The sequence below is a fragment of the Streptomyces coffeae genome (assembly GCF_016741875.1).
In the GTDB taxonomy this organism is placed as follows: Bacteria; Actinomycetota; Actinomycetes; order Streptomycetales; family Streptomycetaceae; genus Streptomyces; species Streptomyces coffeae.
On the sequence record NZ_JAERRF010000004.1, the window covers coordinates 226537 to 253315 of the forward strand.

Consider the following 26779-nt stretch of genomic DNA (forward strand, 5'->3'; position numbering starts at 1 on the left):
GGGAACCTCCGCCCCTCGGCGGCGCTCCTCGCGGCGGCGGCACTCCTCGTCGAAGACGGAACGACGCTAGGCACCGGGACGTTGCGCGGACGTTGCGCCCCGACGGCCGATTCAAGCCAGCGGTGACAGCGGGGGATTCGAGCCGGGCCGTCGGCTCACGTCAGTCCGTACACCTCGCGCAGCCGGCGCACCCGCGCCGCCGGAACCGCCCGGCCCGGAGCACCCTCCGGCACCGCCGCCACCAGCGCCTCCGCCACCTCCAGGTCGTCCTCGCCCCACGGCGTCTGCGCCCACCGCCGCAGCAGTTCCGGATCGCCGTGGCTCAGCAGGGTGCGCCGCAGCCCGTCCTCCAGCACATGCCGCATCCGGCACACCCCCGGAGCGTCCGAGAGCGGCAGCAGCGGCCCCGGATAGGCCCCGAGCGCCGCCGTTGTATCGCCCGCCGCCAATGCGTCGGCCGCCACCGCCATATCGGTGCGCACCGGCGCGCACAGCCGGTACGGACGTGACCCCAGCAACGGCCCCACCAGCCGGCGCAGCCGGCACAGCTCCGCGCGCAGCGTCACCGGGGACTGCCGGTCGGCCCGCTGCCCGTACAGCTCCAGCGCCAGCCGGTCGCCGCTCAGCCCCTCGGGGTGGCCCGCCAGCAGCACCATGATCTCGCTGTGCCGCCGCCCCAGCCGCAGCCGTCGGCCGTCGGTCACCAGCAGTGCCTCGTCCCGGCCCAGCGCCGACAGGCTGATCCGTGGCCCGCGCGGCCGTGGCGCGGTGGCGGCGAGCTGTGCCTCGGCGGCGCGGGCGGTCGCCTGCACCAGGGCCAGGCTGTGCGGTGCGGCCAGATGGTCCCCGCCGGTGATGTCCACCGCGCCCAGCAGCCGGCCGGTGTGCGGATCGTGGACCGGGGCCGCGGCACAGGTCCACGGCTGCACGGTGCGGTTGAAGTGCTCGGTGGCGAAGATCTGCACCGGGTGGTCGATGCTGAGCGCCGTGCCGGGTGCGTTGGTGCCCGCGTGGCGCTCGTCCCAGCGCGCCCCGGCCACGAAGTTCATCCGCTCGGCCCGGTCCCGTACGCCCGTGTGTCCCTCCACCCACAGCAGCCGCCCCTGCGCGTCGCAGACCGCCATCAGATGGGCGCCGTCGTAGGCGATCGTGCCCAGCAGTTCCCGGAACAGCGGCATCACCCGCGCCAGCGGATGGTCGGCCCGGTACGCCTCCAGCGTGTCGTCCGTCAGCTCGATCGGCGCCACGCACTCCTGGACCACCCGGGCGTCGGCCGAGCGCCGCCACGAATCCGCCACCACCGGGCGGACGGCCGGGTCCACGGCCCCCTCCGTCAGGAACTCCTCATGGGCGCGGCGCACGGCGCGGGTGCGCTCCGCCGGGTTCGTACCGGGTGCCATCGCCAGCCAGGGGTTGACCACGGGGGCCTCACTCAGCAGTACGGACGGGTGGGTCGGGGTGGGTGGTTCAGGTGGGGAGGGATGGGGCGGGGGCGACGCCGGGCGGTGAGGCATAGCCGCAGGAGTGACAGATCTTCCACCCGTCCTGGTTGACCGCGAGGTGGCCGCCGCAGTTCGGGCACTGGTCGGAGCTCATGATCGATCCTTTGGTTCACACACGGGGCGGTGGGGGCCGCCCGCGTTCAGATTTCCTTGTGAGGCGGATGCCCCGCAATAGTCAGAACAAGTCGCGTTCAGGTACGGCGTGGCGCCTCTCCGCGTTCATGCGGCGGTGCGGTGCGTCAGTGCGCCCCCGGCGTGGGCGCGGACGCCACGAATGCGACGATGAGGGCGTCATGAAAGCGGGGCACGGGCTACGGGCGCTGCGGGCAACGGTGTTCGCGGCGGTCTGTGTGCTGCTCGCCGCGCTCGGCCACGCGGTGATGTCCGGTACCGGGGTCCCGTGGTGGGCCATCGCGGTGGCCGTGCTGGTCACGGGCGCCGCCGCATGGGCGGTGGCGGGGCGGGAGCGCGGCCCGCTGCTGGTCACGGCCGCGACAGTGGGGGCGCAGTCGGCGCTGCACGTGGGTTTCACGCTGGCGCAGGAGCTGACGGCGGGGGCGGCCGGTGCGGTGTCCCGGGCGTCGGTGTCCGGGGCGTCGGTATCCGGGTCGTCGATGTCCCCGTCGTGGATGTCCGGGGCCGGACATGACCACCGCGCGGTGCAGATGGCCCATGCCCACGCCGTTGACGCCATGGACATCATGCCCATGCAGGGCATGCCCATGGACGGTGTGCCCCCGCACGGCGCCATGGGCCACGGCGCGCTCGGCATGTGGTCCGCCCACGTCCTCGTCGCTCTGGTGTGCGGTATGTGGCTCTCGGGTGGCGAACAGGCCGCGTTCCGGCTCTTCCGTCTGGTCCGCACCCTGGCCACCCGGCTCTTCGCCCCGCTGCTGGCCCTGCTCCTCGGCACCTCGCCGCCACCCGGCCCAGCGCGCCCGCGCGCCGCGCGCGAGGGCACCGCACAGCGGCTGCGCCGACTGCTGCTCGTCCATGTCATCGCCACCCGTGGTCCGCCGGTGCGGTCCGCCGTCCCCGCCCGCTGACGGGCGCCCCACGACGGCACGCGCACCGAACCATGTCACCGGACCGACCGCCCAGCGGCGGTGTCCGGACTCCAGGAAGGACCGCAGGCGATGACCCCTGCTCGCAGCCGTCCGGCCGTGCCACGACGGCACCCGGCCCCGGCCACTCCACCCGTGCCACCGGCTCAGGCCGTGCCACCGGCCCCGGGGCGCTCACTTCCCGTCGAGGCGCGCGTCATTGAGTCGCGCGTCATCGAGATGTGCCGCCAACGTCCGCAGTTCCCGGGCCTGTTGACCCCAGCTACGGCACTCCGGACACACCCGAAGATGGGCGTCGAGCGCCCCCTCCGACACCTCCGGCGGGAGCTCCTCGCCGTCGACACGAGCGGAAAGGGCGATACGGAACGCTGCGCAGCTCACTCCCTCATCGTCTCCGATGGTGTCCGCCGCATGACCGGAGGTGGCCGTGCCGGAGCGTGATGACGAGACCGTGACGGCCTGGGCGCTCGCCGCGCGCGGTGGCGACCCCGATGCCGTCGACCGCTTCATCCGTGCCACCCAGCGCGATGTGTGGCGCTATGTGTCACGGCTGAGCGACCCGCAGTCGGCCGACGACCTCGTCCAGGAGACCTATCTGCGCGCGCTGCGCGGTCTGCCGCGCTTCGAGGCGAGGTCCTCCGCGCGCACCTGGCTGCTGTCGATCGCCCGCCGCGCGGTCGTCGACCGGCTGCGCCGCAACGCGGCCCGCCCGCGGCTGTCGGACACCGACGACTGGCAGGCGGCGGCCGAACGCACCCAGAGCCGGGGGCTGCCGGTGGTCGGCTTCGACGAGGGCGTGGCGCTGACGCAACTGCTGGCGCTGCTGCCGTACGAGCGCCGGGAGGCGTTTGTGCTGACCCAGATGCTGGGCCTGCCGTACGCCGAGGCGGCCGTCGTCGCGGGCTGCCCGGTGGGCACGGTCCGCTCCCGGGTGGCCCGGGCCCGCGAGGCCCTGATCGGCGAACTGACGGCGCCGGACCAGCCCGACGGGATCCCGTCGCCCCTGCCCGAACCCGCGTTGGCGGGCACCGGGTAGAACATGCCCGGCCGGTCACGCGCAGCTCGCGTGACCGGCCGGGGCTGGGGCAACAGGGTTCTGGCGCCCAGTGCTGACGGCGCGTTGTTGCGGGAGACGGTGGCATCGTCCGCGCGGCGGGGCGGTCCGGTCCCCGGGGCGGGCGTCGTGCCGGTCTCGGCAAGGCCGGTGCCGGCAAGGGGGAGAGGCCGGTGCGGACCGCCCGGGTGGCCGCACCGGGAAGAGTGACCACGGGCCCTGCCCACCGCCGTTGAGGGCCCTTGATCACCGCCTCCCGCATCGAGCGGACTGAGCGGGCGAAGACGCACTCAGTCCGTCACAGCGCCCGGCCGGACGGCAACCGCCTCCACCCGCACCCGCCCGCTCCCGCGGAAGTGCAGGACGAACGGCACCCGGTCACCGGCCCGCAGCCGCCTCGGCGCGGGCCGGAGCATGACATCCAGCTCCTCCGCCGACATCCGCAGCGTGCCGTGAGCGGCGATACGCGCCGAGGACACCATCCGCATCGAGCCCGCGCCACGCCGTACGACCCGGCGGCTGAGCATGGCGCGGTCGGCCGACGGGGTGGTGACCCGCAGGAGTTCGTCCGCCGCGCCGCCGGTGTTGCGGAGGTCGAAGAACGCCGCGGTGGCTTCGGGGTTCGAGGGCAGCAGCACACGGGCGCGGGTGACCTCGACTTCGGCGGGGGAGCCCGCGGCACCGGCCGCGGTCCAGGCGACGAGCCCGGCGAGGGTGAGCACACACGCGACGACGGGCGCCAGCGCGGCGCGCAGCAGGGAAGTCATCACCGACCTGACCTCCCCAGCGCGCCGCGTGCACCGGACGGCTCCCAGCCGCGCAACCGCAGGCTGTTGCCGACCACCACGACCGAACTCACGGACATCGCGGCGGCCGCCACCATCGGACCGAGTCGTCCGACGGCCGCCAGTGGCAGGGTGACGAGGTTGTAGCCGAACGCCCAGAGGAGATTGGCTCGTACGGTGCCGAGGGTGCGGCGGGCCAGCCGTACCGCGTCGGCGAGTGCGTGGATGTCCTCGCGCACCAGCGTCACATCGGCCGCACCGATCGCCGCGTCGGTACCGCCGCCCATGGCGATGCCGAGGTCGGCGTGGGCGAGGGCGGCGGTGTCGTTCACACCGTCCCCGACGACCGCGACGCGGTGTCCGCGCGCCCGCAACTCCCGTACCAGTTCGGCCTTGCCCTCGGGCGTCATCCGGGTGTGCACCTCGTCGATGCCGAGTTGGCCGGCGGCGGAGCGGGCGGCGGCCTCGCTGTCGCCTGTGGCGAGGACGGGCCGCACACCGAGTCGCTTGAGGTGGTCGACGGCGCGGTAGCCCCCGGAGCGCAGACCGTCCCCGAGCGCGACCACGGCCGTGTCCCGGCCGTCCACGCGCACCAGCACGGCGGTACGGCCGTCCCGTTCGGCGGCCCGGACGGCTTCGCCGAGCGGGTGCGGCAACGGCTGTGCGCCGTCTGACGGGGTGGAATCCGCCGACGTCCCGTCCGCCGAGAGCGGGTCTACCGGATTCGTGGTGTGCGTCTCTCCCGTGGGGTGGGGCACGTTCTTCATGGCATCCGCCCGGGTCACCTCCACCCGGTGTCCTTCCACCACTCCCACGACGCCCAGCCCCGCCGTGCCCGCGAAGTCCGTCACGGCGGGCAGACCGGTGCCCGGCGCTCCGGTGCCCGGCGCGAGCGCGGCCCGTGCGTACGCGGCGAGTGCGCGGCCCACCGGATGTTCGGAGCCGTGTTCCACGGCGCCCGCCAGACGGATCACCTCTTCCTGACCGAGGCCGTCCGGGCGGGTCGTCACCTCGGCCACCTCCATCACACCGTGGGTCAGCGTGCCCGTCTTGTCGAGGACCACGGTGTCCACCCGCCGCAGCCGCTCCAGCGCGCGCGGACCGCTGACCAGGATGCCCAGTTGGGCGCCGCGGCCAGTGGCGGCCAGCAGTGCGGTGGGGGTGGCAAGACCCAGCGCACAGGGGCAGGCCACGACCAGGACGGCCACGGCCGCCGTGACGGCCGCCTCGGGGGCCGCGCCCGCGCCCAGCCAGAAACCGAGCACGCTGACGGCGACCGCGAGTACGGCCGGTACGAAGACGGCGGCGATGGCGTCCGCGAGCCGCTGCGCGCGGGCCTTGCCCGACTGGGCCTCGGCCACCAGCCGGGCGATACGGGCGAGTTGGGTGTCGGCCCCGACCGCCCCGGCCCGTACCTCGAGCAGTCCGCCGGAGTTGACCGCGCCACCCACGACCGGCGACCCCGGAGCCACCTCGACCGGTGCGCTCTCGCCCGTCACCAGCGACAGATCGAGGGCCGAACCGCCCGCCGTCACCACACCGTCGGTGGCCACACGCTCCCCGGGACGCACCACGAACCGGTCGCCGACGCGCAACTCGCCGATGGGCACCCGGCGTTCGGGTGTGTCCCCGTCCGCCGCGAGGACGACGTCCTTGACGGTCATCGAGGCCAGCGCGCGCAGCGCGGAGCCGGTGCCGCGCCGGGCGCGTGCCTCCAGCAGCCGTCCGGCGAGGACGAACAGCGGGACACCGACGGCCGCCTCCAGATACACATGCGGTGTGCCGCCCGGGGCGCTCGGGAGCAGTGAGAACGGCATCCGCATCGACGGTTCCCCGGCGCCGCCGAGGAACAGGGCGTACGCGGACCACGAGAACGAGGCGAGGACGCCCAGCGAGACCAGCGTGTCCATCGTGGCCGCGCCGTGCCGCAGCCCGCGCGCCGCACGGGTGTGGAACGGCCAGGAGCTCCACACCACCACCGGGGCGGCGAGTACGAAGCACAGCCACTGCCAGTTGCGGAACTGGAGGGCCGGGACCATGGACAGCACCAGGACCGGCACCGAGAGCAGCGCGGTGACCCGTACGCGGTGCCGGTCGGCCGCGTCGTCCGCAGCCGGGGCCGTCTCCACGGCTGTCTCCGCGGCCGTCCCGTCCCGGCCTCGTTCCGTGGGCTTCTCCGTGGGCTTGTCCGGGGGCGGCACCGGATGGGCGGTGAACCCCGCGCCCTCCACGGCGGCCACCAGTTCGGTGGTCGGCACGGCGGCCGGGTGGATCACCCGGGCCCGCCCCGTGGCCAGGTTGACGCTTGCCTCGACACCCTCGACCCGGCCGAGCCGCTTCTCGACCCGGCGCACACACGCCGCACAGGTCATCCCGCCCACCACCAGCTCGGTGGTGACGGCGGCGGCTCCGGTGGCTGCGGGAGCGCTCATCGGGCCGCCCCCATGCCGTGCATCCCGCCCATGCCACCGCTGTCCGCGCCACCGCCGTCGTGCCCCGTACCGCCGTCGCCCGGATCGGTTCCGGAACCGCCGCCGCCGTCGTGCATTCCGGGGGCGACGGGGCCCACCGCCGCCCCGACGGCGTACGCCGCGCCGAACATCGCGGCGAGCAGCAGGACGAAGGCGGTCAGGAGCACGAAGGGACTGTGCTGACGTGGGGTCATCGCCGCATCGTGGCACGGCCGGAGCTGCCCCGGCCGCCCTCCGGGCCCCCGCCGAGGGGTGAGATTCCTCCTGTGCGTTCCGGGGAACCGGGGCCCTCCCGCGGACGACGCGGATGACGCGGGGTACCGCGCGGGCGGGGAGCCGCGGACCGGCCCCCCGCCTTCAGGGTGGTGCGGACGGTCAGCTGATGGACTTGATCAGCTCACCGTTGGTGGTGTCTCCGCTGAGCTCCCAGAAGAAGGTGCCGCCCAGCCCCTGCTGCTGCTTGTAGGTCATCTTTCCGGCGATGGTGGCGGGGGTGTCATAGCTCCACCACTGGTTGCCGCAGCGGGCGTAGGCCGTACCCGCGACGGTGCCGGTGGCCGGGCAGGAGCTCTTGAGCACCTTGTAGTCCTCGATGCCCGCCTCGTAGGTGCCGGGGGCGGCGCCGGTCGCGGTGCCGCCGGGGGAGCTCTGGGTGACGCCCGTCCAGCCGCGGCCGTAGAAGCCGATGCCCAGCAGCAGTTTGGAGGCCGGGACGCCGAGCCCCTTGAGCTTCTTGATGGCGGCGTCGGTGTTGAAGCCCTGCTGCGGGATACCGCTGTAGGAGGTGAGCGGGGAGTGCGGGGCGGTCGGGCCCTGGGCCGCCCAGGCGCCGAAGAAGTCGTAGGTCATCGGGTTGTACCAGTCGACGTACTGGGCGGCGCCCGCGTAGTCGGCGGCGTCGATCTTGCCGCCGGACGAGGCGTCGGCGGTGATGGCCGCGGTCACCAGGTTGTTCTGCCCGAACTTGGCGCGCAGCGCGGACATCAGCTTGGGGAAGGCGTCCTTGCCGCTGGTGTCACAGGTGTTGCCGCAGGCATTGGGGTACTCCCAGTCGATGTCGATGCCGTCGAAGACATCGGCCCAGCGCGGGTCCTCGACCAGGTCGTAGCAGGACTGGGCGAAGGCGGCGGGGTTCTTCGCGGCCTCGCCGAACCCGGCCGACCAGGTCCAGCCGCCGAAGGACCACAGCACCTTGAGGTCCGGGTGCAGCTTCTTGAGCTTGCGGAGCTGGTTGAAGTTGCCGCGCAGCGCACCCGCGTCCCAGGTGTCGGCCTTGCCGTCGACGCTGGTCCCCGCGTCGTATGCCTTGTCGTAGTCGGCGTAGGCATCGCCGATGGCGCATTTGCCGCCCGTGACGTTGCCGAAGGCGTAGTTGATGTGGGTCAGCTTGGCGGCCGAGCCCGAGGTCTCGATGTTCTTCACGTGGTAGTTGCGCTGGTATATGCCCCATTCGGTGAAGTAGCCGACGACCTTGTTTCCGGCGGCCTTTCCTGCGGTCTTTCCGGCGGCCCGGGCGGCCGGGGCGGAGGAGGTCCCGCCCGTGTCACGCTTGGTGGTGGAGCCCGCGTCGGCCACGGCCGAACCCGCGAGCAGGGTGGCGGCCAACACCGCCGTACAGAGCGCCGCGAGAGCGGCGAGCAGTCCGCGTGGTCTGAGCATGGAATCTCCTCGGTGGGGGGTGAGGGGAGAGTGACGTGCCCGACGACCTGCCCAAATCTTGACATGCACGCGCAGGGCGCGGTGCTGAAACGGTAGAAGGACTAGACCAGTAGGGTCAATGGTCTGGGCCAATGCTCTTTCGGTGCCACCGACGGCCCCGTCTCCGCGCCCAGCCCGGCACCTCGCCGGGCGTGCCGTACCTCGCCCCGTCCGGGAAGCTGTCCGAGAAGGTGGCTGAAGATCGATCGACCGGTGACGGACCGCTGCCGATCGGGCATACTCCAACCGCCGCGGTGCAGGTCATCACCCGTTCGAGACCCGACGGGAACCGACCGGCCAGCGGTGACAACGGCGGGGCCGCCCCACCCCTGGCAGCCCGCCGCCGCCGCGCCCGACAGGGAGAGGAGAGCGCCGCCATGACCGACCACGGCCCGCAGCCGGTGGAACGCGAACTGCCCACCGAGGAGGCCCGCGATCTGATCGCGCTCGTACGTGAGCTGATCGACCGCGAGATCAGGCCCCATGCCGCCGAGGAGGAAGCGGCCGGCCGCTTCCCCCGCGAGCTGTTCACCCTGCTGTCCGAGTCCGGGCTGCTGGGGCTGGTCCACCCCGAGGAGTTCGGTGGCGGCGACCAGCCGTACGAGGTCTACCTCCAGGTGCTCGAGGAGCTGGCCGCGGCCCGGCTCACCGTCGGTCTCGGCGTCAGCGTGCACACCCTCGCCTGCCACGCCCTCGCCGCGTTCGGCAGCAAGCAGCAGCTGGCCGAGCATCTGCCCGCGATGCTGGGCGGCGGGCTGCTCGGCGCGTACTGCCTGTCCGAGCCCTCCTCCGGCTCCGACGCCGCCGCCCTCACCACCCGCGCCACCCGCGACGGCGACACCTGGACGCTGGAGGGCACCAAGGCGTGGACCACCCACGGAGGCATCGCCGACTTCTACACGGTGCTCGCCCGCACCGGCCCCGAGCGCACCCGCGGGATCAGCGCCTTCCTCGTGCCCGGTGACGCCCCCGGGCTCAGCGCCGCCGCGCCCGAGCACAAGATGGGCATGAACGGTTCCCCCACCGCGCAGATCCACCTCGACGGCGTACGGATCCCCGACGCACGCCGTATCGGCGACGAGGGCCAGGGCTTCGCCATCGCACTGTCCGCCCTCGACGCGGGACGGCTGGGCATCGCGGCCTGTGCGACCGGCGTCGCCCAGGCGGCCCTGGACGAGGCGCTCGCGTACACCGCGCAGCGCCGCCAGTTCGACCGGCCGATAGCCGACTTCCAGGGGCTGCGCTTCATGCTGGCCGACATGGCGACCCAGATCGAGGCAGGACGCGCGCTCTATCTGACCGCCGCCCGGCTGCGGGACGCGGGCCGTCCGTTCTCCAAGCAGGCGGCCATGGCCAAGCTGTTCTGCACCGACACCGCGATGCGCGTCACCACCGACGCGGTCCAGCTGTTCGGCGGATATGGCTACACGGCGGACTTCCCCGTGGAGCGGTACATGCGCGAGGCCAAGGTCCTTCAGATCGTGGAAGGCACCAACCAGATCCAACGGGTCGTCATCGCCCGTGCTCTGGCGGGCCCGGAGAGCCGCTGAGCGGGTCGCGGTCCGGGGGCGCGGCGGCGCCGGGCCCCCGCCGCCCGGCCGACGGGCGCCGGGCCACGACCGGTCGGCTCAAGGCCCCGGTCCGCGGGCGCGAAACGCCGGTGCGCCGTGGGTGCGAGGCGCTGCGCGGGCCGTGCGCCCGGCCCGCTATACGCGGGGCGCCGCGCCCCGCCGCAGGACCGGCATGCTGATCGGACGCGACCCGGGGCCGCCGATGTGCGAGAACGGCTGCATACGCCAGTCCAGGCCCTCCGGCAGCGTCAGCAGCAGCGCCGCGTCCTGCTCCTGGGCGTCGAGCGACGCGTCGGCGGGGGAGGTGTCGGCCACCCCGCGCCCCGTACCGGCGCACACCGTGAGCCCGAACGGGTCCCACGGGGACGGGCACAGCGCGTGCTCCGGGAGGACGTCCTCGTCCGCGAGCAGGGCGATGGGCCGCGCGCAGTCCGGGCAGACGACCCGGAACATCTCGTAGGTCTCGGTCTCGTGAGATTCGATGTCGCCTTCGGCGAGGCGCTCAACGTAGGGCATGAGTTTCCCCCTCGGGTGGGCTGGCCAGGCGCTCCGGCCTCGACCACAGCAAGCATTTCCCGCACCGCCCGGGAGGTAATCTCCGCACTTTCGCGGAGGCTCCCGACGGCATGTGGCGTTCGTCACACACCCCGCGCGGCCGCGGTGGGCAAGGGCCGTCCGGTCCCTTGCTCCGGACCGGTGCACCCGCTGTGCCGGAACGCCCGCGACCACATAAGGTGATCGGCTGTGGAGGAGTTGGACAGACAAATCGTGGAGCTGCTCGTCAAGGACGGGCGGATGAGCTACACGGACCTGGGCAAGGCCACCGGCCTGTCCACATCGGCCGTGCATCAGCGGGTCCGCCGCCTCGAGCAGCGGGGAGTGATCCGCGGCTATGCCGCGGTGGTGGACCCGGAGGCCGTGGGCCTGCCGCTGACCGCCTTCATCTCGGTCAAACCCTTCGACCCCAGCGCGCCGGACGACATCTCCGAGCGGCTGGCCGAGGTGCCCGAGATCGAGGCGTGCCACAGCGTCGCGGGGGACGAGAACTACATCCTCAAGGTGCGGGTCGCCACGCCCCTGGAGCTGGAGCACCTGCTCAGCCGGATCCGCTCGCTGGCCGGCGTCTCCACCCGCACCACCGTGGTCCTCTCCACCCCCTACGAAGCGCGCCCGCCGCGCGTCTGACCCCCCCGGGCGCGCCCGTCGCGCGCCCGACCCGACAGGACGCGCCCGGCGCGCGTTTCCGAGAATCGACCCCACGAGGCAGCCCGCCGTGAACGAGCCCACCCCTGACCGGACCGCCGAGGGCCGCACCGTGCTGTTGCGCGGCGGCGAGGTCCACAGCCCCGCCGATCCGTTCGCGACCGCGATGGTCGTCGAGCGGGGCGCCATCGCCTGGGTGGGCTCCGAGGGTGCGGCCGACAGCTTCGCCGACGGGGTCGACGAGGTGATCCAGCTGGACGGGGCGCTGGTGACGCCAGCGTTCACCGATGCGCATGTGCACACCACCGCCACCGGACTCGCCCTCACCGGACTGGACCTCGCGGGCGCCCGTTCGCTTGCCGACGCCCTGGCCCGGGTCCGTGCCCACGCCGCCGCCCGGCCCGAGGACCGAGTGCTGCTCGGCCACGGCTGGGACGCCAGCGGCTGGCCCGAGGGCCGCCCGCCGACCCGGGCCGAACTCGACGAGGCCGGCGGCGGCCGCCCCTTGTATCTGACCCGCGTCGATGTGCACTCCGCGGTCGTCACCACCGCCCTGCTCGATCTGGTGCCGGGCGTGTCCGGCCTGGCGGGCTACCACCCCGACGCGCCGCTGACCGGCGCCGCCCACCACGCCGTACGCGCCACCGCCCAGGCGAGCGTGACCGCGCGGCAGCGCGCCGACGCCCAGCGCGCCGCCCTCGCCCGCGCCGCCTCCCTGGGCATCGGCTCCCTCCACGAGTGCGCGGGACCCGAGATCTCCGGCGAGGAGGACTTCACCGGACTGCTGAAGCTGGCCGCGGAGGAGCCGGGGCCGCGGGTGTTCGGCTACTGGGCCGAGGCCGCGGAGCGCGCCGCCGACCTGGAGAAGGTACGTGCGCTGGGCGCCCTCGGTGCCGCCGGTGACCTCTTCGTGGACGGCTCGCTCGGCTCCCACACCGCGTGTCTCCACCGGACGTACGCCGACACATCGCACACCGGCACCGCCTATCTGGACCGGGCCGCCGTCGCCGCCCATGTCGCCGCCTGCACCGAGGCCGGGATGCAGGCCGGATTCCACGCCATCGGCGACGCCGCCGTCACCGACGTCGTCGAGGGCGTACGGGCCGCCGCCGAGCGGGTCGGACTGGCCAGGGTGCGCGCCGCCCGCCACCGCGTGGAACACGCCGAGATGATGACCCCCGAGACCATCGCGGCCTTCGCCGAACTCGGCCTCACCGCCTCCGTCCAGCCCGCCTTCGACGCCGCCTGGGGCGGCGAGGACGGTATGTACGCCCAGCGCCTGGGTGCCGAACGGGCCCGGACCCTCAACCCCTTCGCGGCCATGCTGCGCGCCGGAGTGCCCCTCGCGCTCGGTTCCGACAGCCCGGTCACCCCGCTCGACCCGTGGGGCACCGTGCGCGCCGCCGCCTTCCACCGCACCCCCGAGCACCGCGTGTCGGTCCGCGCCGCCTTCACCGCCCATACGCGCGGCGGCTGGCGGGCGATCGGCCGCGACGACGCGGGCGTCCTGGTGCCCGGCGCGCCCGCGGACTACGCGGTCTGGCGCGCCGGTGAGTTGGTCGTGCAGGTTCCCGACACGCGTGTCGCCGATTGGTCGACCGATCCGCGCTCGGGCACGCCCGGCCTCCCCGACCTCACCCCGGGCGGTCAACTGCCCGTGTGTGTGCGCACGGTGGTCGGCGGACGCACCGTGCACCTCCGGCCGGACGAGTGACGCACGGGCGCCCCGTACCGCCGAACGATGTCCCCCCGGCCTGTCGCGGCATCTGAACACCGTCCGTACTGACCTGGTCATTTGAGGAAACGGCGCAGGTCATGCGGCTGTTGACAGGGTGCGGTCGGTGGCCGGTAGGTTCGGCCGAGTCCACCACTGGACGCCCGACCGGGGAATCTTCACGCAGTCGTCGAACGCCGCTGGGCCAGAGGGAGACGCACCGCACCGGTGCGCCACCACTGGGAGCCAGGTCCAGCGCACGGGGGCGAGGGAGGGATCGCCGGGTCGGCAGGTGCGACCCGGGAGGGGCCCGGACGCTCAGTAGACAACGGCTCTCGGTCGACCCGCAGCCAGCGGGTCCCAGGTCGGCCCGAAGGGCGTCGGGCCCCCATCCGCACGCACACGGCGGACCGCCCCCGGCCGCGGGGGCGGCGCCGCCGAGCCCCGGGAACCCCGGCCGTGGCCGAAGCGTTCCGTACCCCAGGAGCACATTCCGTACCTCGGGACCACTTCCGCGCGCCCGCGTTATACGGTCACCTCACCACAGCACGCATTGCAGGAAGGCCGCACCGTGCCCTCGGGTTCCGACACCACCGCCGAAGCCGCCTCGTCCGGCCCGGCCGCAGACCGACCGGGCGAGACGCCCGAGCCCGCCGCCGCGCCGCCCCCCGGCGACGGCGAGGCCGGAGCGCCCGTGCCAGCCGCCGGGGACCGGCCGGGCCGGTTCCGCCGTCTGGGGCGGCTGGCCCGCCGTGAGGCGGGCCGCAGCCTGCTCGCGGCCGTGAGCGGCCTCGCGCTCGGCTTCGCCTTCCCGCCGTTCGGCGTGTGGCCGCTGTCCCTGCTCGCGGTGGCCGCCCTGGCGCTGCTCACCCATGGCCGCACCGCCCGCCAGGGCGCCTGGACGGGCTTCGCCTTCGGGCTGCCGTTCTTCGTGCTGCTGCTGAAGTGGCTCAGCGTGGTCGGCTGGGACGCGACGGTGGGCCTGTCGGTCATCGAGGCGGCCTTCATGGCGCTGCTGGGCGCCGGGCTCGCCCTGGTCTCCCGGCTTCCGGTGCCGGCTCTGTGGCCGCTGTGGACGTCCTGTCTGTGGGTGGCCGAGGAGTGGGCCCGCGACCGGACGCCGTTCGGAGGCTTCCCCTGGGGGCGGCTGGCCTTCGCCAACACCGGCTCGCCCTTCACCCCGCTCGCCGCGCTGGGCGGCGCCCCGCTGGTCACCTTCGGGGTGGCGCTGGCCGGTGGACTGCTGGCCTCCGCGGCGCTCGTCCTCTGGCGGCTGCGCGGCGCCTTCTCCCCGCGTGCCGTGCTGCCCGCCGCTGCCTCCCTGGTGGTCGCCGGGGCGGTGACCGCGGCCGGGTCCGCGGTGCCCATCCCGACCGCCGCCGCGAAGTCGGTCGACATCGCGGTCGTCCAGGGCAATGTGCAGCAGCCCGGAATGGACTTCCTGGGCCGCCCGATGAAGATCCTCAACAACCATGTCGAGGCCACCCTCGCACTGGCCGAGGACGTCAAGGCCGGCCGGATGCAGAAGCCGGATCTGGTGATCTGGCCGGAAAACGCCTCCGACCTCGATCCCTTCCAGTACAGGGAGGCATACGCCCGGATCGACAAGGCCGTGAAGGCGATCGATGTCCCGGTGCTGGTCGGCGCCTTGGTGGACCACCCCACCAAGGAGGGCTATGTGGAGAACCAGGGCATCGTCTGGGACCCGAAGAAGGGCCCCGGCGCCTCGTACACCAAGCAGCACCCGGTGCCCTTCGGTGAGTACGTGCCCTTCCGCCAGCAGCTCAGCAAGGTCATCACCCGGCTCCAGCGGGTGCCCCGCGACTTCTACCCCGGTGACCACACCGGTGTGCTCCAGGTCGGCCCGGCCCGGCTCGGCGATGTGATCTGCTTCGAGGTGGCGTACGACGAGATCGTCCGCGACACGGTCAACGCGGGGGCCCGCGCGATCGTCGTACAGACCAACAACGCCACCTACGGCCGCAGCGGCCAGCCCGATCAGCAGCTGGTCATGTCCCGGCTGCGGGCCATCGAGCACGGCCGTCCGGTGATCACGGCGGCCACGAGCGGGATCAGTGCCGTGGTCTCCCCGGATGGCACGATCGAGCAGCGGACGAAAGAATTCACGCAAGATGTGCTCACCGCGCGCATCCCGTTGCGTGACGGCAAGACCCTCGCCGACCGCGTCGGTGCGACCCCGGAGTGGGTGCTCGCTATGGTGGGCCTTCTGTCCTGCGCGGCCGCGATCATGATTGGCCGTCGGGGACGTACGGACGAGAAGGGGCAGTAGCCGTGAGCGACGCACGCGAGGCCGACGAGCCGCGAAACAAGGCCGACGAGCCACGCACCGGGGCGGATGAGCCGCGTACCGAGGCCGACGAGCCGCGCACCGAGGCGGATGAACAGGTCACCAGGGCCGAGGAGCAGCCGGGTACCGAGGAGCGGCCGGGTACCGGGGACGCGGCCGTGGAGCCGCGTCGCACCCCCCAGGACGACGGCGGCCGCCGGAAGTACGGTCCGCTCGGCAGCACCTTGGTGATCATTCCGACCTACAACGAGGCGGAGAACATCAAGCCCATCGTCGCCCGGGTCCGTGAGTCCGTGCCCGACGCGCACATCCTCGTCGCCGACGACAACAGCCCGGACGGCACCGGCAAGGTCGCCGATGAACTCGCGGCCGAGGACGACCATGTGCGGGTGCTGCACCGCAAGGGCAAGGAGGGCCTGGGCGCCGCCTATCTGGCCGGGTTCCGCTGGGGCATCGAGCACGGTTACGGCGTCCTGGTGGAGATGGACGCCGACGGCTCCCACCAGCCCGAGGAGCTGCCCCGGCTGCTCACCGCGCTCAAGGGCGCCGACCTGGTCATCGGCTCGCGCTGGGTGCCGGGCGGACGGATCGTCAACTGGCCCAAGTCCCGCGAGTTCATCTCCCGCGGCGGCAGCACCTACTCCCGTCTGCTGCTCGACGTACCCATCCGCGACATGACCGCCGGTTTCCGCGCCTTCCGCAAGGAGACCCTGGAGGGCCTCGGCATGGAGGAGGTCGCCTCCCAGGGCTACTGCTTCCAGATCGACCTGGCCTGGCGAGCGGTCAAGGCGGGCTTCCATGTCATCGAGGTCCCGGTCACCTTCATCGAACGCGAGCGCGGCGAGAGCAAGATGAGCAAGGACATCGTCACCGAGGCGGCGTGGCGGGTGATGACCTGGGGTGTGACCACCCGGGTCAACAAGCTGCTGGGCCGCAAGAACGCCTAGTCACCGCCTGCCCCTACCGCTCGGAGTAGTCCCACGGGCATCCGGCCGCCCCGTCCCCGACACTTGAGGCGGAAGGAGGCGGAACATGCCTAGAACGACCATGAAGAGCAGCAAGAGCACATCGCGCCGGTCGATGCCCCGCCGGGGTGCCAAGTCCGGCACGATGGAGTCGCAGACCAAGGAAGAGCTCTACCGCAAGGCCAAGAAGGCCGGTATCGAGGGCAGGTCGCAGATGTCGAAGAGCGAGCTCATCTCGGCACTGCGGCACCGCTGACCCGGCCGCGGGCGGTTCCCCTGCCCCTGCCCTCCGCCCGTGGGAGGGGCGGGGGGCAGGGGACCAGCCATGTCGTGGCTTCGACCGCTGTGTCGTCCACCGGGATCCCGGTGGGATCTTCGGCCCCCGCGGCCCGCGTTCCCCGGCGGGCCGGGCACACTGGAGGGCATGACGACCGGCGCATCGCAGCAGAGCGACCCGACCCGCCCGAAGCGCTCGCGCGCCCGCACCTTCGTCCCGCTGGGGATCGCCGCCTGGCTGGTGCTGGAGATCTGGCTGCTGACCGTGGTGGCGCGCGCCGCCGGCGGGCTGACCGTCTTCCTGCTGCTGGTGGCGGGAGTGGTGGTGGGCGCGGCCGTGGTCAAGGCCGGCGGGCGCCGGGCCTGGCAGAGCCTGACCCAGTCCATGCAGTCCGGCGCCGACCCGTCGAAGCCCGCGGCACGGCCCGGGTCCTCGTTCACCATGCTGGGCGGGCTGCTGCTGATGATGCCGGGGCTGCTCTCCGACGTGGCCGCGCTGGTGTGTCTGTTCCCGCCGACCCGTGCGCTGCTGCGGCGCCGTGCGGAGGGGGCACTGTCGCGCCGGATGGGATACGTCCCGGGCGCGCCCGGCGATCCGTTCCGTCAGGGCCGGGAGCGGCAGGGCCAGGGCGGCACGGTCATCCAGGGCGAAGTGATCCGCGACGAGGAGCGTGCCGACAGCCGTGACGCCGCTCGTGACGGCAGCCACGACACCATCCGGGGTGAGATCCGGGGGGACGAGGAGGGTCCGCACTCCGCGCGGCGCGACTGAGACGCACCGGGGGCTGTGGACGCACGAGGGCCGGGGCCACCGCTCGGCGGTGGCCCCGGCCCTCGTGCGTCAGTGCTTCCGCAGGTCCGCGGGTCAGGCAGACTTGCGGGTATCCCGCGGATGCACGGCGATGTTCATGGCGCCGGAGCGCAGGACCGCCAGCCGCTCGGCCAGCACCTCCTCCAGCTCTTCGCGGGTGCGCCGCTCCATGAGCATGTCCCAGTGCGTGCGCGCGGGCTTGCCCTTCTTCTCCTCAGGACCGTCGCCGTCCACCAGGAGTGCCATGGCGCCGCACGCCTTGCACTCCCACTCCGGCGGGATCTCCGCCTCTACCGAGAACGGCATCTCGAATCGATGTCCGTTCTGGCATGCGTACTCCACCGCCTGGCGCGGGGCCAGATCGATGCCGCGGTCGGTCTCGTAGCTGGTCACCACGAGTCGCGTGCCGCGGAGAGCTCGCTCACTCATGAATCGTGCCTCCCGGGCTTGTCGCCCACAGGACAGGTGTCGCTGTCGTCGTCATCCGGTCAACGTCCGGTCGGCGGTGAAGATTCCCGTGTTGGGACATGCGTCGCCCGTCGTGCCGCCCCGTTGTTCTACCCACAGGCGCCCGGTTTGTCACATCTGGCAGCAGATGTCACCCAGCGTTTCTGGTACTTTAGCGCGCAGTAACGGTCCGCCTGGTGGGCCAAGGGCGTACACTACCGCTCCCCTGCCTCGAGCTCGAAATCAGGTCCCCGTTCTGTCCGGGATCCGGCCCTCGGCGCTGCCCCGTGCGACCACCTCGCAGCACTCCGTGCCCGGGGTGGGGATCGCGAAGAGCCGCAGGAAGAACTGCGACAGCGGTCCGATCGTCAGCGCGAAGAGTACCGTGCCCGCGCCCACGGACCCGCCCAGTACGAACCCCGTCACCAGCACCGCCACCTCGATCCCGGTCCGCACCAGCCGGACCGAACGGCCGGTGCGCTCGTGCAGCCCGGTCATCAGCCCGTCCCGCGGCCCCGGGCCGAAGCGCGCCGAGATGTACAGTCCGGTGGCCGCGCCGCACAGCACGATCGAGAACACCAGCAGCGGAATGCGCACCGCCGGCGTCTCGGGGGTGGGCACCAGCCACAGCGTGGCGTCCACCGCCGGTCCCACCACCAGCACATTGGACACCGTCCCCAGCCCGGGCCGCTGTCGCAGCGGTATCCACAGCAGCAGGACGGCGGCGCCCACGACGATCATCACCGTGCCGAACGAGAGCGGGACCCGCTTGGCGATGCCCTGGTGGAAGACGTCCCACGGGTCGAGACCGAGCGTGGCCCGCACTTGGAGCCCCATTGACGCGCCGTACAGCACGAGCCCGATGTAGAGCTGGGTGAGACGGCGGACGAGGCGGCGAGATCCCCCCGGTGGGTCCGCGTGCAACGCGCCCTCGTTCTTCTTTCTCATGCGTCTTCCCTCATGGGTCGTCCCGCCCTGGTTGCGGTGGGCGGTGGCATGACACTCTGTGGTCCGGAGCCAGGCCGGTTCCATGGCCAATCCGGGAAAGGTGGACCGCTTGCGATGAGTCCGTGGACCTCCGCGGTGGGGGCACCGCAACTGGCGCGGCTGCTCGGATCACAGCACACCCGCGAGCATGTGCCCGCGCGCGCGGGCGCCTCCCTCAACGGCGGCCGCCGGGTGCCCGCCTACCGCGCCCTGGCCGGCGGGGTGCGCCTGCTCATCCTGGAAGGCCGGGTTCCGGTCGCCGCCCGGCTCCCCGCCGAGCGTGAACTGGCCGCCGCGCTCGCGGTCAGCCGCACCACCGTGGCCACCGCCTACGAGGCACTGCGTGGCGAAGGGTTCCTGGAGTCGCGGCGCGGTGCCGGGAGTTGGACCGCGATGCCCGCCGGGAGCCCGCTGCCCACCCGGGGGCTCGACCCGCTGCCGCCGGAGGACGCCGCCTCCGTGATCGACCTCGGCTGTGCCGCGCTGCCCGCCCCCGAGCCCTGGCTCACCCGCGCCATGCGCGGCGCCCTGGACGAGCTCCCGCCCCATGCCCGCACCCACGGCGACTACCCCGCCGGGCTGCCCGCCCTGCGCCAGGCGCTCGCCGACCGCTACGCCGCGCGCGGCATCCCGACCATGCCCGAGCAGATCATGGTCACCACCGGTGCCATGGGCGCGGTGGCCGCCGCCTCCCGGCTGCTGGTACGCCCCGGTGAGCGGGTCGCCGTCGAATCCCCGTCGTACGCCAACATCCTCCAGCTGATGCGGGAGGCGGGCACCCGGCTCGTCCCCGTCGCGATGGCCGACCGGCTCGGCGGCTGGGACATCCCGTCCTGGCGCCAGGTGCTGAGCGCCGCCGCGCCCCGTATGGCCTATGTGGTCGCCGACTTCCACAACCCCACCGGCGCGCTCGCGACCGAGGAGCAGCGCCGAAGGCTGGTGGACGCCGCCCGGTCGGCGGGGACCGTGCTGGTCGCCGACGAGTCCATGGCCGAACTGTGCCTCGACGAGGACGTGGAACTGCCGCCTCCGCTCTGTGCCTTCGACCCGGCGGGCAGCACCGTGATCACCGTCGGCTCGGCGAGCAAGAGCTTCTGGGCCGGGCTGCGCATCGGATGGGTGCGCGCCACTCCCGAGGTGATCCGCAGCCTCGTCGCCGCCCGCGCCTACGCCGATCTGAGCACCCCCGTCATCGAACAGCTCGCCGTCACCTGGCTGCTGAACACCGGCGGCTGGGAAGAGGCCGTCGCGATCCGCCGCGAGCTCGCGCGCGGCCACCGCGACGCGCTGGTCGGCGCCCTGCGCCGGCACCTTCCCGACTGGGAGTTCACCGTGCCGCACGGCGGGCTCGCGCTGTGGGTCCGCACCGGCGGCCTCTCCGGGTCGCGGATCGCGGAGGCGGGCGAACGGCTGGGGGTGCGGGTGCCGTCCGGGCCGCGATTCGGGGTGGACGGGGCCTTCGAGGGCTATGTGCGGCTGCCGTTCACCGTCGGCGGTGCGGTCGCCGAGCAGGCCGCCACCCGGCTGGCCGCCGCGGCCGAACGGGTCGCCACCGGCGCCGTCACCGAGGCCGAGGCCCCGCGGACGTACGTCGCCTGAGCCCGGGGCGTCGGCCGCTGTGACGCCACGGCGACGGCTCAGGCGCCGGACGGAGCCGAGGTCCGGGGCTGTTCCGCCGGAGGGGTCTCCGGCCGCGGCAGCAGCCTGAGCACCGCCTGCCGTTGTGCCTCGCTCGTCGCGTCGTCGTACGGATCCGGGGTGGCCGGTACCTGGAGCCGGTGCACCGGGCCGGTGCCGAGCCGGGCGTAACCGCGGCCCGCGGGCATCTCCGGGGTCGGCGTGGTGTGCGGGGGCATGCCGAGGACCGCCGCGGCCTGGTCGAACGAGGCCGGGCCCAGCAGCACTCGGGCCCGGGTGTGGGTCCGTACGGCCTCGGAGAGCCCGTCGGCCGCGTCGAGCTGGTCGGCCACCACGACCCGTACGTTCGCCGCCCGGCCGTGCCGCAGCGGTACGGCCAGCAGCTCCTGCGGATCGGGGCGGCTGTCGGCGGCGGCCAGATGGCTGAGCACCGACGGGCAGTCCAGCAGGATCCACAGCGGACGCTGGATGTCGTCCGGCAATGGATGGCCCAGCTGCCGTGCGCGGTTGGCGGCGATGAGCCGCCGCTCGGTCTCGTGCCCCGCCCACTCCAGCGTCGCCAGCGTCCCGGCAAGACCGCACTCCACGGCCAGCACCCCGGCCCGTCCGCCCAGACACGCGTACTCGCTGGTGCCGCTGCCGTCCACCACCAGGACGTCCCCGTGGTGCAGCGCCTGGAGCGCGATGGAGCGCAGCAGGGTCGTGGTGCCGCTGCCGGGCTGGCCCAGCGCCAGCAGGTGCGGTTCGGTGGAGCGCGGTCCGGTGCGCCAGACCACCGGCGGGACGTCGCGTGTCGCGGCCGCGGCGGGCGTGCCGCCCCGGCCGCCCCCGGAGCCGCTGCCGCCGTCCACGGCCCGGCTCGCACCGCCCTCACCGGTGGCGGCACCTTCGCCTTCGAGCACCGGAAGGGTGCGCTGCACGGACGAGGCGTCGGTGAAGCCGAGCACGGTCTCGCCGGGGGTGGTGACGAAGTGCTGGGCGCAGATGGTGGTGGACAGCGGGGGCAGCACCGTCAGGGTGAGCCGGTTGGCCTCCTCGTCCCATGCGAAGAGGTACTCCCGGCCGCGTCCGGACTTGGCGTGCAGCAACTGCTCGATCCGGGCCCGGGAGCCGGGCTCGGCATCGGTGAAGTACGCGGGGTAGCGGAGCTGGAGCCGGGACAGCCGCCCGCCCTCGTCGAATGCGTAGGCCTCAAAGGCGCTCGACCAGTCCCCGCCGTGGGCGTACAGCGGACTGGGGTCCTCCGGCGCCGAGAAGTACGGCACCAGCGCCTCGTAGAGGGTGCGCAGCCGCTCGGTGCCGTCCGGGCCGGGGCCACCGCCCGGTGCGGCGGTGGCGCGCTCCCGGCCTGCCCAGCACGCCGCTCCCAACACGCAGACCACCGCCACCAGCGGCCCGTACGGCAGCAGGAAGACACCGAACACGGCTGCGGCCGCGAGGAACAGCGCGGGGCCGCGGCGCTCACCCGGCAGCTCCACCCACGTCCGCCGCACGGCGGAGGCCATCACTCGCAGCCCCCGGGTGAGCGCGATCAGGGGGTGGAGCACATCGGCGGCGCTGTCGGCCGCCGTGCGGGCGAAGTCGCGGCCGCGCAGCAGCGGGGCCGGGGCACTGCCGAGACGGAGTCGGGGGAGCGGTCGCCGGGTCACGTCAGATCTTGATTCCGCCCAGCAGGCTGGCCAGGCTCGCGCCGCCCGCCTTGATGCTCGGCGCGATCGCGGTGCTCGCCAGATAGAAGCCGAAGAGGGCGCAGACGACGGCGTGGGACCCCTTGAGGCCGTCCTTGCGGAAGAACACGAAGACGACGATGCCGAGTAGTACGACACCGGAAATGGAGAGGATCATCACGGTCTCCTGGCTGGTGGGGGACGGTCACCATGAGTTGTTCCAGGCTCACAGCATGTATCCATCTAGGGAAAGGTGCAAATGGGTTGATTATCGGTGTAATCATCACAATGGGTGTGCGGTGGGGCTCCATGGCGGGCCGGTGCGGCTCCGGCGCGGGGTCCTCTCCGGAGCCCTGCCCTCCGTAGGGTGTACGTGATCGCGTAGAAGTGATCACGTACACGGACAAGCACGTACACGGACAAGCCGGAAGCAGAGCCGGAGGCGAGACGCCATGAGCGAACCGAACCCCGAGACCGAGCCCGCCCACGACCCTGAGGTGCTGCAACTGGCCGCCAAGGTCTTCGACCTGGCCCGGCACGGCGACACGGACACCCTCGCTGCCTACGTGGACGCGGGCGTCCCGGCCAACCTCACCAACGACAAGGGCGATTCACTGCTCATGCTGGCGTCCTACTACGGCCACCCCGCGACCGTATCGGCCCTGCTGGAGCGCGGTGCCGACCCCAACCGGGTCAATGAACGGGGGCAGACGCCCATCGCCGGGGCCGCCTTCAAGGGTGAGGAGGAGGTGCTGCGGGTGCTGCTGGCCGGCGGCGCCGATCCACGGGCCGGGTCGCCCTCGGCGGTCGAGACGGCGCGGATGTTCGGGCGGCAGGATCTGCTCACCCTGTTCGGGGCGCCGGGGGTCGAGTAGGGGCCGGTAGATTCGGGGCGGGGGAAGGAGCCCGATGGCCGAGAACCGGTGGACCGTACATGACCTGAGGCGCGGAAACCGCTCGACGCTGCTGCGCGCGCTGTACTTCCGGGGGCCGGTGAGCCGTCGGGAACTGGGGGCGCTCACCGGGCTCAGTGCGGGCTCCGTCAGCAATGTCGTCGCCGATCTGTGCGCCGACGGGCTGGTGGAGGACGCCGGTTCGGTGGACTCCGACGGCGGGCGCCCCCGGACGCTGCTGCGGGTCGCCCCCGGCAGCGGCCACCTCATCGGGGTCGACGTCGGTGAAACTCACGTCCGGGTGGAGCTGTTCGACCTCGTGTTGACCGAACTCGCCCGATGGGAGCATCCGCTACTTCCTCATCGCTATGAGATCGGACCGATCGTCGATCACATCCTGACCGGACTCGAGATGGTCCTGGCCAAGGCCGAGGTGGCGCCGGAAGCGGTCATCGGTGTGGGGGTCGGGGTGCCCGGCATCGTCGAGCGGGGGCCCGAGGCCGTTGTCCACGGCCAGACCTTCGGCTGGGAGGCGGTGCCGCTGGAGCGGCTGCTGCGCGCGGGCACCGCGCTGCCGCTGTTCGTCGACAACGGCGCCACGGCGCAGGGCCAGGCCGAGATGTGGTTCGGCGCCGGGCGCGGCGCGGACACCGCGGTGATCGCGCTGATCGGCTCGGGCGTCGGCGCGAGCATCGTGACCGGCGGGGCGCCGTACCGCGGCGCGACCAGCAGCGCGGGGGAGTGGGGCCACACCGTTGTCCAGGTCGGCGGGCGCACCTGCCGATGCGGGGCGGTCGGCTGCCTGGAGGCGTACATCGGCGCACAGGCGGTGCTGGACCGGTACCGGGACAGAGGCCGGGGCGGCGGTGGTATCGCGCCGGCCGGGAGATCCGGCGGCGACCGCGCGTCCAGCGCCGCCCCGGTGCCCGCCGCCGGGCAGCAGGAGGCGTTCGCCGCGCTGCTCCGGGCCGCCGACGGAACCGACCCCCGGGCGCGCGAGGCACTGGAGGAGACCGTCGCCTACCTCGGCGCGGGCATCGCCGACCTGATCAACCTCTTCAATCCCGAGCGGATCATCCTCGGCGGCTGGGCCGGACTGCTGCTGGGCGCCCACGCCCTCCCCCTGATCCGGGAGGCCACCGCCTCCTACGCCCTGCGCCGCCCGCTGGCCCGGACCGAGATCGAGCCGGCCGCGCTCGGACCGGACGGCGTGGCCCTGGGCGCGGCCACCCTTCCGCTGGCCCGCTTCCTCGCCACCGGTGGGGACGTTTGAGCTTCCGATGGTCGGTGGGTTCGACTTCTGTCCGTTTCAAGGGAGTTGAGGCCCGCGTCGTCTCAAGTTCTTTGAAACGAGAAGGTCCAGACCTGTTGACATGTCCGGAACCCGGCTGGACATTATGACTCCCCGGGAGGTGATGTATGACGGTCCAGACGGCCCAGCTCCACCCGCGCACCGCCGCGCGTGACGCGCGGCGTGACGCCCGCTCCTCGGTCCTGTGGGCGCTGTACTTCAACTCTCCGCTCAGCAGAGATCAACTCGCCCTGCGTACGGGCCTTGACGCCGGCACGATGGCCACGGCTGTCGGTGAACTGCTCACCGAGGGCGTCCTCATCGAGCCGGACACGGACCCGCCCCGGCTCCGGCTGGTCCGCGCGCACCGCTACGTGATCGGCGTCGACATCGGTGAAACCCGGGTGCGTATCGCGCTGTTCGACCTGGCCCTGAACCAGCGGGCCGCCGCCGACTCTCCGCTGCGCGCCGGACGGCACGACGCCGACATCGTTGTCGGCCACATCCTGACCGGCCTCGACACCGTCATCGACAGCGCCGGTGTGCCACCGTCCGCGATCCTCGGCGTCGGCATCGGCGTCTCCGGCGTGGTGGAGCACGGACCCGACCCCCTCGTCCACGGCCAGTCCTTCGGTTGGGAGGCGGTGCCGCTGGAGCGGCTGCTGCGCGCGGGCACCGCGCTGCCGCTGTTCATCGACAACGGCGCCACCGCGATGGGCCAGGCCGAGCTGTGGTTCGGTGCCGCGCGCGGCGCCCAGCATGTGGTGGTCGCGCTGATCGGCTCCGGCGTCGGGGCCGGTGTCATCACCCACGGAACCACCTACCGCGGTGCCACCAGCAGCGCGGGGGAGTGGGGCCACACCACCGTCCAGGCCGGGGGCCGCCGTTGCCGGTGCGGCGCCCGCGGCTGTCTGGAGGCGTACGTGGGCGCGGAAGCGGTCCTGGAACGCTTCCGCCGGGCCCGGCGCGGCCGTCCGGTCCCCGGGGAGGACGAGGAGTCCGCGTTCACCGCGCTGCTGGCCGCGGCCGGCACCTCACCCGCCGCACAACGTGTCCTGGAGGAGGCCGCGGTGTACCTCGGTGCCGGGGTCGCCAATCTGGTGAACCTCTTCAACCCGCAGCGCGTCATCCTCGGCGGCTGGGCCGGACTGCTGTTCGGCGCCCGGATGCTGCCCAGGATCCGGGAGTCGGTGGCCGCGCAGGCGCTGCGCAGGCCGTACGCCCACACCACCATCGCGCTGGGACGGCTGGGACCGGACGGTGTCGCACTCGGCGCCGCGACCCTCCCGGTGCGCCGCTTCCTCGCCGACGGCGCGCATCCGCCCCGGACTCCCGTGCCCCAGCGGCCCGTTCGGGCCGTTCGGGCCGTTCGGGACGACAACACTCTCCCTGGATGTCCCACCGGACCGATGTACCACCGGCCGTGATGGCACCGGCCGCAGCACCTTCCCCGGACCGGCGACCACCGGCCCACCCCCCACAGGAAGGCACCACGGTTCCATGCGAACGACCCTGCGCACCACCGTGATCGGCCTGCTCTCGGCCACCGCGCTGGCCGCCACCCCCTGGTTCACCGCCCCGGCCACCGCCACCGGGCCGCACACCGAGAAGACCACCACCGCCTCCGCCGCCACCTTCACCGAGAACTTCGACGGCCCTGCGGGCAGCGCCGTCGACAGCTCCCGCTGGGGCTACGAGACCGGCGACAACGTCAACAACCACGAGCGGCAGTACTACACCGACGGCACCAAGAACGCCGCGCTCGACGGCCAGGGCAACCTGGTCATCACCGCACGCAAGGAAAACCCGGCCGACTACAACTGCTGGTACGGCCGGTGCGAGTACACCTCCGCCCGGCTCTCCACCGCCCGCACCTTCACCACCGCCTACGGCCATGTGGAGACCCGGCTGAAGGTGCCGCGCGGCCAGGGGATGTGGCCCGCGTTCTGGATGCTGGGCACGGACATCGGCAGCGCGGGCTGGCCCGACTGCGGTGAGATCGACGTGATGGAGAACGTCGGCTTCGAGCCGGGCACCGTCCATGGCACCATCCACGGCCCCGGCTACTCCGGTTCGGGCGGTATCGGCGCCGGTTACACCCTCCCGGGCGGAGCCGCGTTCGCCGACGACTTCCACACCTTCGCCGTCGACTGGTCCCCCAACAAGATCACCTGGTCGGTCGACGGACAGGTCTACCAGACCCGCACCCCCGCCGATCTGGGCGGCAAACGATGGGTCTTCGACCACCCCTTCTACCTCATCCTCAACCTCGCCGTCGGCGGCTACTGGCCCGGTGACCCGGACGGCAGCACCACCTTCCCGCAGGCGCTCGTCGTCGACTACGTCAAGGTGACCGGCGGCAACTGACCCACCCCGTACCGCACCCTCACCCCCCACACCGGCCGCGGCCCCGCACCCGCGCGGGGCCGCGGCC

At 73.1% G+C, this 26779-nt stretch carries 26 protein-coding genes; 14 read left to right on the top strand and 12 right to left on the bottom strand.

Annotated features, from left to right (window positions below):
* Positions 1–155 precede the first annotated feature (155 nt).
* Complete coding sequence (locus JK363_RS08110; RefSeq protein WP_201873263.1) at positions 156–1421, bottom strand: GAF domain-containing protein; 1266 nt, start codon at positions 1419–1421, stop codon at positions 156–158.
* A 46-nt stretch (positions 1422–1467) separates the two neighbouring features.
* On the bottom strand, positions 1468–1596 hold the full coding sequence (locus tag JK363_RS43715; protein ID WP_268981013.1) for a hypothetical protein: 129 nt from the start codon (positions 1594–1596) through the stop codon (positions 1468–1470).
* 199 nt (positions 1597–1795) lie between these two features.
* On the opposite strand from JK363_RS43715, the gene JK363_RS08115 reads away from it, so the two are divergent.
* A complete protein-coding gene (locus JK363_RS08115) occupies positions 1796–2548 on the top strand; it encodes a hypothetical protein (protein WP_201873264.1) in 753 nt (250 codons plus the stop codon).
* A gap of 192 nt (positions 2549–2740) precedes the next feature.
* On the opposite strand, the gene JK363_RS44135 is transcribed toward JK363_RS08115, so the two are convergent.
* Positions 2741–2947, bottom strand: a complete 207-nt coding sequence (locus JK363_RS44135) for a zf-HC2 domain-containing protein (RefSeq protein ID WP_201873266.1) — start codon at positions 2945–2947, stop codon at positions 2741–2743.
* A 46-nt stretch (positions 2948–2993) separates the two neighbouring features.
* On the opposite strand from JK363_RS44135, the gene JK363_RS08125 reads away from it, so the two are divergent.
* Complete coding sequence (locus JK363_RS08125) at positions 2994–3602, top strand: sigma-70 family RNA polymerase sigma factor (protein ID WP_307821646.1); 609 nt, start codon at positions 2994–2996, stop codon at positions 3600–3602.
* A 308-nt stretch (positions 3603–3910) separates the two neighbouring features.
* Here JK363_RS08125 and JK363_RS08130 read toward each other — a convergent pair whose 3' ends face one another.
* The 4 genes from JK363_RS08130 to JK363_RS08145 all read right to left on the bottom strand — a co-directional run bounded on the left by JK363_RS08130 (position 3911) and on the right by JK363_RS08145 (position 8535).
* Positions 3911–4387, bottom strand: coding sequence for a copper chaperone PCu(A)C (locus JK363_RS08130; RefSeq protein WP_201873723.1), 477 nt, complete (start codon positions 4385–4387; stop codon positions 3911–3913).
* Positions 4387–6837, bottom strand: a complete 2451-nt coding sequence (locus tag JK363_RS08135) for a heavy metal translocating P-type ATPase (protein ID WP_201873268.1) — start codon at positions 6835–6837, stop codon at positions 4387–4389. Before JK363_RS08135 ends, JK363_RS08130 begins: the two co-directional genes overlap by 1 nt.
* A complete protein-coding gene (locus JK363_RS08140) occupies positions 6834–7070 on the bottom strand; it encodes a hypothetical protein (protein ID WP_201873270.1) in 237 nt (78 codons plus the stop codon). Before JK363_RS08140 ends, JK363_RS08135 begins: the two co-directional genes overlap by 4 nt.
* 181 nt (positions 7071–7251) lie before the next feature.
* Positions 7252–8535, bottom strand: coding sequence for a glycoside hydrolase family 18 protein (locus JK363_RS08145; protein WP_201873272.1), 1284 nt, complete (start codon positions 8533–8535; stop codon positions 7252–7254).
* A gap of 416 nt (positions 8536–8951) precedes the next feature.
* Between JK363_RS08145 and JK363_RS08150 the strand changes: the two genes are divergently transcribed.
* On the top strand, positions 8952–10124 hold the full coding sequence (locus JK363_RS08150) for an acyl-CoA dehydrogenase family protein (RefSeq protein ID WP_201873274.1): 1173 nt from the start codon (positions 8952–8954) through the stop codon (positions 10122–10124).
* A 156-nt stretch (positions 10125–10280) separates the two neighbouring features.
* Here JK363_RS08150 and JK363_RS08155 read toward each other — a convergent pair whose 3' ends face one another.
* Positions 10281–10661, bottom strand: a complete 381-nt coding sequence (locus tag JK363_RS08155; protein WP_201873276.1) for a hypothetical protein — start codon at positions 10659–10661, stop codon at positions 10281–10283.
* A gap of 228 nt (positions 10662–10889) precedes the next feature.
* Here JK363_RS08155 and JK363_RS08160 point away from each other — a divergent pair, with 228 nt between their 5' ends.
* The 6 genes from JK363_RS08160 (at position 10890) to fxsA (ending at position 17383) form a co-directional block, all read left to right on the top strand.
* Positions 10890–11330 carry an Lrp/AsnC family transcriptional regulator gene (locus JK363_RS08160; RefSeq protein WP_020866923.1) on the top strand — a complete coding sequence of 147 codons (441 nt, stop codon included), beginning with the start codon at positions 10890–10892 and terminating at the stop codon, positions 11328–11330.
* 88 nt (positions 11331–11418) lie between these two features.
* Positions 11419–13062 carry an amidohydrolase gene (locus tag JK363_RS08165; protein ID WP_201873283.1) on the top strand — a complete coding sequence of 548 codons (1644 nt, stop codon included), beginning with the start codon at positions 11419–11421 and terminating at the stop codon, positions 13060–13062.
* 571 nt (positions 13063–13633) lie between these two features.
* A complete protein-coding gene (lnt, locus tag JK363_RS08170) occupies positions 13634–15352 on the top strand; it encodes an apolipoprotein N-acyltransferase (RefSeq protein WP_201873285.1) in 1719 nt (572 codons plus the stop codon).
* Between the two features lie 176 nt (positions 15353–15528).
* Positions 15529–16317 carry a polyprenol monophosphomannose synthase gene (locus tag JK363_RS08175; RefSeq protein ID WP_201873725.1) on the top strand — a complete coding sequence of 263 codons (789 nt, stop codon included), beginning with the start codon at positions 15529–15531 and terminating at the stop codon, positions 16315–16317.
* A gap of 85 nt (positions 16318–16402) precedes the next feature.
* Entirely contained in the window at positions 16403–16591 is a 189-nt protein-coding gene (locus JK363_RS08180) for a Rho termination factor N-terminal domain-containing protein (RefSeq protein ID WP_201873287.1), read from the top strand.
* 168 nt (positions 16592–16759) lie between these two features.
* Entirely contained in the window at positions 16760–17383 is a 624-nt protein-coding gene (fxsA, locus tag JK363_RS08185; RefSeq protein WP_201873289.1) for an FxsA family membrane protein, read from the top strand.
* 93 nt (positions 17384–17476) lie between these two features.
* Here the strand turns inward: fxsA and JK363_RS08190 are convergent, their stop codons facing one another.
* Both JK363_RS08190 and yczE read right to left on the bottom strand, forming a co-directional pair.
* Complete coding sequence (locus JK363_RS08190) at positions 17477–17851, bottom strand: RNA polymerase-binding protein RbpA (protein ID WP_014056358.1); 375 nt, start codon at positions 17849–17851, stop codon at positions 17477–17479.
* Between the two features lie 261 nt (positions 17852–18112).
* Complete coding sequence (gene yczE, locus JK363_RS08195; RefSeq protein WP_201873290.1) at positions 18113–18817, bottom strand: membrane protein YczE; 705 nt, start codon at positions 18815–18817, stop codon at positions 18113–18115.
* 114 nt (positions 18818–18931) lie between these two features.
* Here yczE and JK363_RS08200 point away from each other — a divergent pair, with 114 nt between their 5' ends.
* Positions 18932–20455, top strand: coding sequence for an SCO1417 family PLP biosynthesis transcription factor (locus JK363_RS08200; protein ID WP_201873291.1), 1524 nt, complete (start codon positions 18932–18934; stop codon positions 20453–20455).
* Between the two features lie 38 nt (positions 20456–20493).
* Here the strand turns inward: JK363_RS08200 and JK363_RS08205 are convergent, their stop codons facing one another.
* Positions 20494–22143, bottom strand: a complete 1650-nt coding sequence (locus JK363_RS08205; protein ID WP_201873292.1) for an RraA family protein — start codon at positions 22141–22143, stop codon at positions 20494–20496.
* Position 22144: 1 nt separating this feature from the next.
* Positions 22145–22339, bottom strand: coding sequence for a hypothetical protein (locus tag JK363_RS08210; RefSeq protein WP_176179613.1), 195 nt, complete (start codon positions 22337–22339; stop codon positions 22145–22147).
* A gap of 274 nt (positions 22340–22613) precedes the next feature.
* Between JK363_RS08210 and JK363_RS08215 the strand changes: the two genes are divergently transcribed.
* The 4 genes from JK363_RS08215 (at position 22614) to JK363_RS08230 (ending at position 26712) form a co-directional block, all read left to right on the top strand.
* Positions 22614–23036, top strand: a complete 423-nt coding sequence (locus JK363_RS08215; protein WP_201873293.1) for an ankyrin repeat domain-containing protein — start codon at positions 22614–22616, stop codon at positions 23034–23036.
* 34 nt (positions 23037–23070) lie between these two features.
* Complete coding sequence (locus JK363_RS08220; protein ID WP_201873294.1) at positions 23071–24327, top strand: ROK family transcriptional regulator; 1257 nt, start codon at positions 23071–23073, stop codon at positions 24325–24327.
* A gap of 146 nt (positions 24328–24473) precedes the next feature.
* Positions 24474–25772, top strand: a complete 1299-nt coding sequence (locus tag JK363_RS08225; protein WP_201873295.1) for an ROK family protein — start codon at positions 24474–24476, stop codon at positions 25770–25772.
* Positions 25773–25845: 73 nt separating this feature from the next.
* On the top strand, positions 25846–26712 hold the full coding sequence (locus JK363_RS08230) for a glycoside hydrolase family 16 protein (RefSeq protein ID WP_201873297.1): 867 nt from the start codon (positions 25846–25848) through the stop codon (positions 26710–26712).
* Positions 26713–26779: the final 67 nt, after the last annotated feature.